9 protein-coding genes, 2 tRNA genes and 1 pseudogene are annotated in these 11998 nt (G+C 41.9%); 6 read left to right on the forward strand and 6 right to left on the reverse strand.

Annotation, left to right across the window (positions count from 1 at the left end; all coding sequences use genetic code 11):
• Nucleotides 1-88: 88 nt before the first annotated feature.
• Entirely contained in the window at nt 89-220 is a 132-nt protein-coding gene (locus V7K67_RS13845; protein WP_335166982.1) for a hypothetical protein, read from the reverse strand.
• A gap of 265 nt (nt 221-485) precedes the next feature.
• Here V7K67_RS13845 and V7K67_RS13850 point away from each other — a divergent pair, with 265 nt between their 5' ends.
• Complete coding sequence (locus V7K67_RS13850) at nt 486-1331, forward strand: peptidoglycan-binding domain-containing protein (protein WP_334729569.1); 846 nt, start codon at nt 486-488, stop codon at nt 1329-1331.
• A 125-nt stretch (nt 1332-1456) separates the two neighbouring features.
• Here the strand turns inward: V7K67_RS13850 and V7K67_RS13855 are convergent, their stop codons facing one another.
• The 4 genes from V7K67_RS13855 to V7K67_RS13870 form a co-directional block, all read right to left on the reverse strand.
• A complete protein-coding gene (locus V7K67_RS13855) occupies nt 1457-1699 on the reverse strand; it encodes a hypothetical protein (RefSeq protein ID WP_335166983.1) in 243 nt (80 codons plus the stop codon).
• A 40-nt stretch (nt 1700-1739) separates the two neighbouring features.
• Entirely contained in the window at nt 1740-3341 is a 1602-nt protein-coding gene (locus V7K67_RS13860; RefSeq protein ID WP_334729567.1) for a TROVE domain-containing protein, read from the reverse strand.
• A 37-nt stretch (nt 3342-3378) separates the two neighbouring features.
• Nucleotides 3379-3505 (reverse strand) — tRNA-OTHER (locus V7K67_RS13865).
• Nucleotides 3506-3558: 53 nt separating this feature from the next.
• Nucleotides 3559-3687: transfer RNA gene (locus V7K67_RS13870), tRNA-OTHER, on the reverse strand.
• A gap of 41 nt (nt 3688-3728) precedes the next feature.
• Between V7K67_RS13870 and V7K67_RS13875 the strand changes: the two genes are divergently transcribed.
• Together V7K67_RS13875 and V7K67_RS13880 are read left to right on the forward strand one after the other, a co-directional pair.
• Nucleotides 3729-3914 carry a hypothetical protein gene (locus tag V7K67_RS13875; RefSeq protein ID WP_335166985.1) on the forward strand — a complete coding sequence of 62 codons (186 nt, stop codon included), beginning with the start codon at nt 3729-3731 and terminating at the stop codon, nt 3912-3914.
• Between the two features lie 153 nt (nt 3915-4067).
• Nucleotides 4068-4820 (forward strand): hypothetical protein, encoded by a 753-nt coding sequence (locus V7K67_RS13880; RefSeq protein WP_334729566.1) that lies wholly within the window; start codon nt 4068-4070, stop codon nt 4818-4820.
• Between the two features lie 4 nt (nt 4821-4824).
• Here V7K67_RS13880 and V7K67_RS13885 read toward each other — a convergent pair whose 3' ends face one another.
• On the reverse strand, nt 4825-5967 hold the full coding sequence (locus V7K67_RS13885; RefSeq protein WP_334729565.1) for a quinone-dependent dihydroorotate dehydrogenase: 1143 nt from the start codon (nt 5965-5967) through the stop codon (nt 4825-4827).
• A 314-nt stretch (nt 5968-6281) separates the two neighbouring features.
• On the opposite strand from V7K67_RS13885, the gene V7K67_RS13890 reads away from it, so the two are divergent.
• The 3 genes and pseudogenes from V7K67_RS13890 to V7K67_RS13900 all read left to right on the forward strand — a co-directional run bounded on the left by V7K67_RS13890 (nt 6282) and on the right by V7K67_RS13900 (nt 11485).
• Entirely contained in the window at nt 6282-9203 is a 2922-nt protein-coding gene (locus V7K67_RS13890; protein WP_334729564.1) for a GAF domain-containing protein, read from the forward strand.
• A 92-nt stretch (nt 9204-9295) separates the two neighbouring features.
• Nucleotides 9296-9394, forward strand: a pseudogene (locus V7K67_RS13895) (response regulator transcription factor); the annotation flags it as partial.
• Between the two features lie 294 nt (nt 9395-9688).
• Nucleotides 9689-11485: an alpha-amylase family glycosyl hydrolase gene (locus tag V7K67_RS13900; protein ID WP_335166988.1), complete on the forward strand. Its 1797-nt coding sequence runs from the start codon at nt 9689-9691 to the stop codon at nt 11483-11485.
• The last annotated feature ends 513 nt before the right edge of the window (nt 11486-11998 follow it).

Below are 11998 nucleotides of genomic sequence, written 5' to 3' on the forward strand. Positions count from 1 at the left end.
CATGGTCTTAATCTCCTCGAAGTTATTACTGATGCTTTAGAAGGTAATGTCTCTGTTTTCCTTTCCTCTATTACTACTAGCTAGGCAGTTACGAATTTTGCCTGTATCGCTCTTGAATTTTAGACTCCAAGTCAGTCAGTAAACGATCTATATCCCAGTCGTGTAAAACCTTTTGATACCAGGCTTTAGACAGATTCCCACCTTCTGGCTCATCTGACATAAATATCACCCTATTAGTCTTTCATTAAATTTTGTATTAGCAATATTTTAACTGGAAAAACTTCAAGATTAATATCGTAATTAACATTTTTATATCAACTTGTTAACTCTTTTAGTTAACTTCCAGAGCAACAATTGATTAGTCTAGTTACTAAGTTCATAATTGTTGGTAACAGGCTGCGCGCAAATGCAACATCTATCCTGACAAGCAACCAAAAACTCTGGCTGAATTATTGTTTTCACTTCTGACAACAAAGGAGTATTCAATGAATAAACTAATTCAAACTGTAAGTATATTGGTTGGTCTCAAACAAGCTCGACTTTATTTTCCTGAAGAGAAACAAGTCTGTGTCTTTAATAAACTCCCGACACTTTACCGTGAGTTTACACCAAAGTCTGTACAAGAATCAATCAACGAATTGCAAGAGCGATTAAAAACTCAATGTTTACTTGCAGAGATTACTGGTAAATTTGACTTAGAGACAGACGAGGCAGTAAAAGAATTTCAAAAAAGAAATAATCTTCTAGCAGATGGAGTGGTTGGTCCATTAACATGGGCTTGCCTTTTGTACCCAAAACTTTCTCGGAGTCAAAAAATGAAGTCCCCAGAATTAAGGAATGCGGTTAAAGAACTGCAAACTATCCTTTATGATGAAGGATTTTTGAAAAAAGAACCTACTAGCTATTTTGACAGTGCAACAGAAAGAGCGGTGAAACGCTTTCAAAGAATTTATGGATTGAAGAATGATGGCATTGTCGGGGCAGCAACTTGGGCAGTACTGCTGGGAATGCGACAGAAAATTGATAAAAGCTTTCCGAGGTTAATTTATTTTTTGTCGCCGCAATCATGGTTTTTATGGGAGCAATTTTTGATGATTTGTTGCATCCTATTGGGTATTTATTATAGTCCTATACCAGGTCAGGCTCCTAAATTCACTACTGCTTTAGCAACTGCGTATGGACTCACCTGTATAGTGCCTTTTCTGTTAGAAAATTTACCGCTCAAGCCTTCAATTAAGCCTAGCTTATCTATCTTGCAATATGCTCCTTATGTATTAACTGGTATCTTTTGGAAACCAATTATTAATTTCTTGGGGCAATTGTTTAATTAACCATTCAGTAGTTGAATAATTGATGAGCGATCAAATTTTTGTGTTGTGTTTGTAAAAAAGTGCAATCACTTCTGACCGAGGTAAGCGATCGCACTTTTATGTAGCAACTGTACTGAAGAAAAAATTCAGCCGATTAAGCCATTGATGCCAGACATGAGAGCATGGTTAATTTTGCAGTTAAAGAGGTGATCGCTATAATACCGATTTATCGCACCACCATCAGCAGCTAGTTGTAAAGGCTTGTCATAAAGCTTATCAATTCTCAGTTTTGGTTCTTCGGCTGTAGTCCATTCAATTAAATGCGGAACACCTTGATAACGAGCAACTAAATCAACTTTCCCGGCGTAAAGTTCCTGATAGTTAGGCACAACTTGCTCAACCAGTTGAACATCGCTAAGTACGTAATATCTACAATTCGCCTGTAGCAAGCATCTGAATGATCCGAGGTGTACCTGGGTCGAACCCTGCCAAATCCCAAGACAGCGAATCTTCAGGATCTACCAAAGTAATCTGGTAAGGTGTCAAGGTGACATACACCGCCTTAACCTTGGGATTTACCTTTTTGCGGTACTCCTTCAAGGCTTGACTTGGATGCTTATTTCCCGCCCAGCTTTCAGAGTCAGTCCAAAAGCAGACTACATCAGCTTTGAACTTATTCTGAATCATCCAGTCGTAAGCTACAGATGCCTCCGTTCCACCGAAGTTTTGGTTGCTAGCTTTCGCCACAGCCGAACTAAAACTATCTTTGGCGGTGATACCCAAATTGATAAAATTAGTAGAAAAGCCGCGAATCATATAGTTTTTCTCTGCCTTTGCTGTCACTAATGCCATTGCGGTGGCAATTTCACAACAAGTCAGTCCCATATCCGCAACCAAACTACCCATAGAACCAGAAATGTCTACAGCGTGCATGAACACTTTACCTGTGGGTTGCACAACATCAAAAGACAGTTCAACAGCCTTTTCTAAAATGTCCACAATCCGAGGAACTGGATTCCAACTCTTCTGGCTGCGTCCTAATCTTCCACCAGATTGATAAGTTTTGAGTGCTTTCAAAACATCAATCGGATGGATGCGACCTTTACGCAGATGTTCTTTGTTGTTGAGAACTGTTTCCACTCGCAGCAAATTGGCCCTTTCATCAGCTCGCAACACGCCCAGTTCAGTTAAAGAACCCAGGTTACGTAACATTGCACCTATTGGCATTTCCTGAAATAGCAGCTGCCAAGCTTGCTTGTCCATCTTGCCCACAGGTGCAGCCATTTCGTGGGTTAAGCGTCCTTGAGAAATAGCTTCATAGGTTTGGGTGGGATTCCTTTTGAGCCACTCATACCACCAAATCTGCGCCAACGCCTCTGAGGGGATATCTGCTGGCAATTCTTCCCAGCCTCTAACTACCCACTCAAATAGTTGACGGTGATTTTCTGTAGGCGGTTTGACATGGAATAACCGCAACGCATCTCGGTGGGAGAAGCCTTGACGCTGTTGATATTTCAACAGTTGATAAGCTAAACCCTTGACATCTTCCCTAGAGAGCCAAGTTTTACCAGCTTCCCGCACAACTTTGCCAAATCCTCGCAGAGATTTGGTATAGTTCAGCCATTCGTAGAAGTGGCTACCAGTGCGGACAACTTGCGGAAAGATTTCACCAAAAGCCTGTTTTGCTTGTGGTGCTTCACCCATTGATAGCAATACTAAAGCCAAGATAGGCGAACTGTTATTAATGGCACGTCCATCGCTAGCATAGAGAATTTCTTCTGCTACATGGCTGGGATTTTCAGCAACAGCTTGTCTGACAACTCCCACAAATTCTTCAGTTAATTCCTGTTTACCAGCGTAGTAAGTGCTTTTTGCTGTGCCAACCAACAGACAACGGCGCAGCATTTTCCAAATACCAGCATCAAACATCCAACCGCCGGAACGTCCCTGAACCATTTCTGCTTTTCGTCCGGGTATAGGTTGATTTTGTGGTGTAGTTGTTTTCTTTTTAGTGAAAAAATTGTAATTCATCGTTTCATCTCCCGGCCTTTGCAGGCAAAAATGAAAGGTGGCAGAGCAGGAATCGAACCTGCGACATCCGGCTTTACAGGCGATAACCCTAATTCTTCGGCCTTTTCAGGCAAGGTGTGAACAAGGATGTTTTTCGGCGCTCTACCAAACTGAGCTACCTGCCACATGAAAATTTTGGATTTTGGATTGAATTTAAAATCTAAAATCTAAAATTAATTGGTGTAGTGGAGCGGGAATCGAACCCGCGACCTCCCGCGTGTCAAGCGATAACCCTCAATTCGTCGGCCTTTTCAGGCAAGGGGTGAATAAGGATGTTGAGGTACTCTACCTCTGAGCTACCCACCACATGAAAGTTGATTTGTATTATTACCGTAATACATGTATTATATGTTGTCAAGCGTCTGGAAATCTAATTTAGAATTATTGCTTTGGAAAGATAAGTTTGAGGGGCACAAGCAAGCAGATAATCAGGATTTTGGGGGATATTATCGGAGATGTATTAAGATCGCACTCGTCAAAACCCTCTTATTTTCTCTGGGAAAAAACTTCTGTGCGATCGCAGACCAGTATTAGATCAGCAGAAGCAGTGATAACCACATAACACCTACTCAGGAAAGCTTTTGCCGACAAATTTGCCACAAATTTGCCAAAATATACAAAAAAGTGCCATAATTTTTGCCAAGATAGATAATATTATTTCCCAAAATTCACTTGGCAAAAATCGGCATGAGTGAGAAACCCATAGAAGATAACGGCAAGGCTTTTCTCGTTCTACTTTTGCCCATCTCGTTTTTGATTATTTTCCTAGTTGCCACATGGAGAATTTTACTAGCGCTAATTGTGTTGGTAATTGGCTTCAAGGTTTGGCAGGAATATCAATGGCAACAGTGGACTGTACGAGTTAACCCAATTTTTCATCAATTAGTTCGCGAAAATCAGGGCAGACTTACGCCAATGGACTTGGCAATCAAGGGCAATTTTCCCGGAACAACGGCAAAACGCTACTTGGATGGTAAAGCCTCGGAATTTGGTGCCAGTATAGTGAACTCCGAAGAGGCGGGGCAATCTTATTACTTTATAACTGCCAGCATTCTCGGCAATATTCTTGACAGTAGTGAGCCTGTTAAAGAACTTCCGGCTCAACCAGTTACTAAAACTGCGCGATCGCTCCTAGCACCACCACCAACCCCACAGGAGGAAGAACCAGAAACCGAATCACTCCCACAGCAAACCCATCAGGAAGCTAAACTATCGCTGGAAAAACAGTTAATTTTTGGCTCTCTCATCCAATCTGAACTTGCTAAACGGTTAAATGTCTATTCCAGCACGGTTTATAAACGGCGAAACGATCCAGAATTTCCTGAGTGGAGTCGCAGTAAAGACCCTGATGGTATTGCCTGGTCATACTCGGAAAAAACTAAAGAATTTTTCCCACTGGAAGAAGAAGAACAAGGTAAAAGGAAAAAGAAAGAACTTTAAAGCTTTACTTTTTACTTTTCACTTGTAAACCCACAGCATCGTTGATGGAATTTAATCCGCTTTGTTCTAGTTTGGAAAGTAAACCAGCTAGAATACGGCGTACCATAAGCGGGCCTTCGTAAATCCAGCCTGTATAAACCTGAATCAAGCTAGCACCAGCAGTAATTTTTTCCCAAGCATCTTCTGAGGAAAAAATACCACCAACGCCAATAATTGGGATTTGTCCTTGAGTTTGCTGCCAAATAAAACGAATTACCTCAGTAGAGCGATCGCGTAATGGTTCACCACTAATTCCGCCAGCTTCATCCTGGGGTGATTTGCCAGTTTGGTCAATCACCTGGGTTTTCAGTCCATCACGGCTGATGGTGGTGTTAGTGGCGATAATTCCCGCCAGTTGGTAGGTTTTAGCAAGAGTTATAATGTCAGCGATCGCTTCCCATGATAAATCTGGTGCTATCTTGACAAAAATTGGTTTTTGTGTAGTATTTTCTTGTTGTAATAAATTCAAGATGGCACTGAGCATAGAAGCATCTTGGAGCGATCGTAACCCTGGTGTATTGGGAGAAGAAACATTAACAACAAAATAGTCTCCTAAGTCCTTGAGTAAACGAAAACTATCGAGATAATCCTGTGCGGCTGTTTCTAAGGGAGTTAGCTTAGATTTACCCAAATTTATCCCTATAGGTATTAAGTGGTTTGCCTCCTGTTTTTCCTGTGCTAATCGTGCTGCCATGACTGCTGCACCACTGTTATTAAAGCCCATCCGATTGAGAGCAGCTTTATCCAACGGCAAGCGAAACAAACGAGGACGCGGATTTCCTGGCTGTGCGTGAAAAGTTACAGTTCCTAATTCTGCAAAGCCAAAACCCAGGTTAGACCAAATGCCAGCAGCAACTCCATCCTTGTCAAAGCCAGCTGCTAACCCTACGGGATTTGGGAAATTTAGCCCAAACAAATTTTGTTCTAGGCGTGAATCGTACAGGCACAGGGATTTTTGTAGGCGGCGGTTTACCCAACTAGCAGGGGGGCTAATATTCCTTTGCGATAGCCAGTTAAAACTGCGAATCGTCTGCTGGTGTAACCACTCCGCATCGGTTTTGACTACATTGAAGAAAAGCGGACGAATGGCAAATTTATAAATATCCATTAGTTTTGGGTACTGGGGATTGGGTACTGGGGATTGGGTACTGGGGAAGAAATTTTTTAATTCCGCCGTGCTGTACTAGTCCCTAGTTCCTAGTAGTATGTCAATATAATATGGATAAATTTACTGTAGAGACGGCGATTTATCGCATCTCTCTAACCGTCAAAATGAATTTGACAGACTACTAATCCCCAGTCCCTAGTCCCTAGTCCCCAGTCCCCAGTCCCCAGTTAAATATTCAGCACTTGTGGCAATATTACTCAGGGTGCTTTTTTGGGCATCTTATATATTAAAAGTTATGTTAACCAATAAATCAGATGGGGCAGCCGCAAAAACCTATAGCCGCCGAACAGCAAATCCTCTCTTTGGGGCGCGTTCTCCAGAGCATCAGAGAAGAAGATGATGTTGACGTTCTGATTGAAACTACTATTTCTTATCTCAAAGAACAGTTTGACTACAGACTAATTTGGATTGCTCTTTACGATCACTTGAATCACATATTATTTGGCCAAGGGGGTATGACACCTGATCGCGATCAGAGCTTTTTACGGCAAAGGGTTGTTCTCAGTCCTGGGGATTTATTAGAGCAAGTAGTAATTGAACAGCATCCCTTGGGTGTAGCTGATTTACAAACTGAAATCCGCGCCACCGAATGGCACAAAGTTGCCGAAAAATTTCATATCCAGGGAACGGTCATTTTACCAATTCGCTATAAAGACCGTTGCTTAGGCTTGGTGTTATTGGGTTCAGAACGCTGGGGATACCTACTGACAGGAGAAACAAAAGCACGTTTGATGATGGTTTTAGGTGAACTGGGGGCAGTGCTTTATCAAAATGAGATTCATAAGCAGCAAAAGCAAACCAGGCGAAGCGACGAGCCATTATTAGAACTGCTCGAAAATTTACGCACCCTCAGTAATTTAAATCAAAGACTTGAAGCAGCGGTGCAAGCAGCTCATAAATTTGTCTCCCCCAGCCGGACAAATGTTTATTGGTTTGAACGGGAAGGGCGCTACTTTTGGTGTCGGACGAACAATCAGTTGGTCAAAATCGATCGCAATTCTAGCACTCAGCAATCAGCAGGAATTACTGTACAGGAATTGAGCGACTTTTATTATGCTTTGGCAGTGAACCAAATTGTCTCCATTGGTGATGCCCGCAGTTCCTTAAAGAGCCATTTTACGGCAAAATTGCTGCAACGATTGAAGGTGCGATCGCTTTTGGCAGCTCCAATTATTTGGCAAAAGAATTTAGTCGGTTTTCTGGCGGTGGAAAGCAATGAACCTCGCATCTGGACAGACACAGACAGAAATTTCGTCCAGGGTGTTGCTGGTTTAATTTCCCTTGTTGCACCTACCGAAAACATGGAAAGCACGATCAAACAGATTCAAGAAGATGCCCAACTGACTGGCCAAGTTGCCCAAGGTATTTATAGCGAAAATGACCTCCAGGAAACTTTACACAACTGTGCCAAAAGAGTTTTAGCTCGACTAGCTGCCACCCGCTTTTTGCTGTTGCAGTATGACTCTGAGCAGAATAATTATCAATTTATTTATCAAAGCCAGCCCCATAATCGCCGACCGTTGACATTTACCCTCAATACCCTCAAAGAATTAGATGGGCAGCTTTTGCAACGTTCAACCCAAGCGGTAGAAATTGAAAACTTAGATGAAGATTTACGCTTTTTTAACTGGCGACCCTCGTTGTTAGAGAATGGTGTGCGATCGCTACTTATTTGTAAATGCACTCACGGTCAGATACCAGCACCACTTTTGGTCATCACTCACGAAACCCATCGTTCTTGGACAACTCTGGAAAAGGAATTGCTGTGGGCCGTCAGTCAACAGATTGGGGTAATTATTCGTCAGTGGCAATTACATAACCGCACCACCCAACAGCAAAAAACTTCCCAGGCATTTGAGCAATGCTTACGCATCCTAACGCAATCCCAGAACAGCATTGAGGTAGAAAAAAAGCATTTAGAACGTACAGCACTCGAACAAATAGCATCAATTTTAGGTTGTCCCCTAGCGATAATGCTATCTTGGGCACCTGGTCAAAACTGGGCAGAAATTATCCCTGGAGTGGTTGACAATAGCCAATTTGGGATTTTTTCTGAGGCATCTATTCTGATCCAGGCAGAAGCGTTAATTCAGTGGGCACTTGCTACAGAGAGTTACCTGACTTTGAAGGCGGATAATTTACCCCCGGAAACCCGGAAATGGTTGAATGTTCCAGACAAAAGTCAAATTTTGGTAATGGCATTACGTACAACTGCTCATTATGAAATCACCGGTGTAGTTTTGTTAGTAGACTATCAAGAGCGTCGCTGGTCAGAACAAAACCTGAGTGCAACAGCAACTCTGATTTCTCAATTAGCCTGGTGGCGTCGTGAAAAGCAAATTACCCGATTTCTAGAATCCACAACAGAAGAATTACGACAACTTAATTGGTACAAACATCGTCGCCTAGAGGAAATTCAAAGAATAACGGCCCATTCCCTGAAACAAATACATGATTTGGGCATTCCTGCTAATGAACTAACTCAGATGCGCTACCAGCTATTGCTGCGGCAGTTAGACCATACAGCCACCTCCATGAGTGGAATGTTAAAACTTGAGAACTGGCAGCTACATATAAGTTGGGAAACTATGTCCATAGCCAGTTTACTGAAGCGATCGCTCGAACGCATCGACAATTTACTTAAACAACAAAAGCTATGGATTGGCGTACATGGCTTGGGACAATCGATTGACGAGCAAGAATCGTCTAAGAATTCTTCATTAGTCAGAGGAGTTCCTACCTCCAGTCCTCAATCTGCAATGGTGATTGCTGGTGATATTGTCAAAATTGAATTAGTTATCCATGAATTATTGGTTACTGCCTGTAACCGTTCTCAAATCGGTGGCAGAATTGATATTTGGTGTCGCCGTTTAGATGCGTCAAAACCCTCAAATGCAAAGCATTCTTCTACAAGTGCAGGGGCTGATCATCAGACATCGCTAGAACTGTCGATCACATATAACGGTGCGATCGAACCACAGTTACTCACGGAACTACATGATAATACACCAAAGGATATACTTATTCCCTCTAACCTCGACCAACCACCAGCTTTGCATTTGCTAATCTGCCAAAACTTCATACAAGAACTAGGAGGGAAGTTGAATTTTTATCAATTACCAGATAATCGAGTTGTTAGCCGTTTACTTTTGCCATTAGTTGTTAATGATTCATAAATATTTCATCAGAATTGCCTGGTTGCACTAACAAAAATCTTATATAGCGTAACATTATGTAACTAAAGCCACATCCCTTGTACTACTTTTATGGGCAAGAAGCAGTAGAATTGTTCCGCCAACATCAACCCGATATCACGTTGATAGATTTGCGGATGCCTGAGTTGAGTGGGGTTGAAGCGATCGCGTCGTCAGCATTTTTCTCGCCACGGCATTACTTAAACTTGCATAAAATTGATAACAAGCTCTGATAAATTCAGTATTGTTCTGTTGAAAAAATTAAAAAGATTCTATGTAAAGTATTGATGTTGCCGATCAAGACGGCAGAGTAGATTTGACAAAAGCAAATAAGATACCAGATTTTTTGCTTTTGTCAAGTCCACGGCTTTAGGTTTTTTTGGGTATATCCTGCACCCCAATAGTTGGATGACGCGCAATTCGATTCTTTAAAACACCATCTTAATGAGACTTGCAAAGGTAAGTTTATGGCTAACTCTGTCAAAAACAACGATGTACAAGCTTTATTTCATCAAGTTCAGCAAAGAAAACTGACTCCATCCCCAGAAGATTGGCGAGATCACTGGATTTACTTTCTCATGGTGGATCGTTTCAACAATCCAGTATCAGCTCCAAAACATCTACCCTACAATGATAAATTTGGTGGCTTTCAGGGTGGCACAATTGAGGGAGTTAGACAAAAGCTCGACTACCTTAAAGAACTTGGAGTAGGTGCAATCTGGTTCACACCTGTTTTAAAGAATTGTCAATTTCTTAACGGCAAGCCAAATGATGGTACCTATCATGGCTACGGCATTCAGGATTTTTTACACATAGACCCACGCTTTGCCTCAGATCCAAATAATGTAGAGCAGGAATTACGCACTTTCATTGACGAAGCTCACTCAAAGGGTATTTACATAATCTTCGATATCGTCCTCAATCACACTGGGGACGTTTTTGCTTATGAGTCTCACGGTTCAGAAGCTCCTTTTAGCGATACTCCATACAATATTAATTGGCGAGATGAAAAAGGTATTGCACAATCAGATTGGAAAATAGGAGAGAATATCTCCAACCCAGATGCCGATGCGACAGTTTTTCCTCAAGAGCTACGTCGCAATGAGTTTTTCCGAAGGCAGGGTGGTCCTAAGCCTGGGGGAGCAGAAACCATTGGTGACTTCTCTTCTCTCAAGCAACTTCTCACAAGCAACCCAGAGTTAGGAAATGTCTTAATCCGCAGCTTTCAGTACTTGATTGCTAAATATGACATCGATGGATTTCGGATCGACACCTTAAAGTATCTCGATCCAAATTTCGCTCTGACTTTCGGTAATGCTATCCGCGAGTTTAGTCTCAGCGTTGGGAAAAAAAATTTTTTCACTTACGGTGAAGTCTACGACAACGAGCAAAAAATTTCACAATTCATCGGTCGTAATATCTCAAAGTCTGGTGACTTAGTGGGTGTGGATGCATCACTTGATTTCCCTCTTTTCTTCAAGCTGCCTGATGTCGTCAAAGGCATCCTGCCTCCCAGCGCATTAGTCAATATGTATCAGGAACGGAAAGAAGTGGAACGTGGGATCATCAGTTCTCATGGTGAAGCAACTGCTTTTTTTGTTACCTTCCTGGACAATCACGACCAACACCAACGCTTCTACTTCAGTCCTGATGGAAATCCTCATCAGTTCGACGATCAAGCGACTTTGGCCATTGGCTGTCTTTTCACATTACCTGGTATCCCCAGCCTCTATTACGGTACTGAACAAGGTCTACACGGTAATGGGGATAGCGACCAAAATGTGCGTGAAGCCTTATGGGGCAAACCAAACGCTTTTGATTCCACTCATCCTTTCTATAAAACTATCCAAAGGCTCACTAATGTCCGTAATGAACAGCCAACACTCCGTTATGGACGATTTTACTTCCGTCCAATTTCTGGAGATGGATTTCATTTTGGGATTTCCAATTTCCCTCAAGGTGTGCTGGCCTTCTCACGCATTCTCAATGACCAAGAAGTAGTTACGATCGTTAACACTAGTACCGAATCCCAGTTTTTTGGCTCAGTTATAATCGACTCGAATCTCAATCCTGTAAATGTGCAGTTCCAAATCCTGTTCAGCAACAAAACTGACCCCACCGTGCCTAACTTAGTTAGAGTGACTAGTACGGCAGAAATCCATGAGGCGGATGGCAGAGTTTCAAGCGGTCAGATATATGTACTTCCCGTCTCATTGAAGCCGATGGAGATACAGATATTGGGAAGGCAAAGCAGTCAAGGCTAATTTTTGAAATTGAGTACCATTGGAACAGAAAACCGGGATAAAGCATTAACCCGGTTTTCTGTTCCAATGGTGATACTGTTGGCGAAAGTGTTACAAACGCATAAACAAAAGTATTACAACTAAAAGCAGCAACGACAGATTGAAGGTTTGAGCTTACGTAAGACTTTTGGTTACAAATATGTAGTATATTCGCCAACAGTATCCAATGGTACTCAATACAGTTCAGTTAAGCATTTCTTTCTTCTCTTTGCGTCCAACTCTTACGAGACGCTGCGCGTTGGCGTCCTTGGCGGTAGCCTGCGGCAAGCCGCTCCGCGTCTACGTTAAAAAAATTGAATTTGACAAAGAGTTTTAGCCTTAACCCAAGCGTATTGCAATGGTACTAAGTAAGTCGGTGCTAATATTTCCAGCTAATTTATATCCCACATTCCGCACTTCATTTTGTAACACAAAGCTTAGTAATAATAAATACATGTTTTTAATGTATAAATACATAAATCATTGGGTGATTAA

Origin of the sequence: Nostoc sp., from assembly GCF_036917155.1 — a bacterium.
GTDB lineage: Bacteria > Cyanobacteriota > Cyanobacteriia > Cyanobacteriales > Nostocaceae > Nostoc.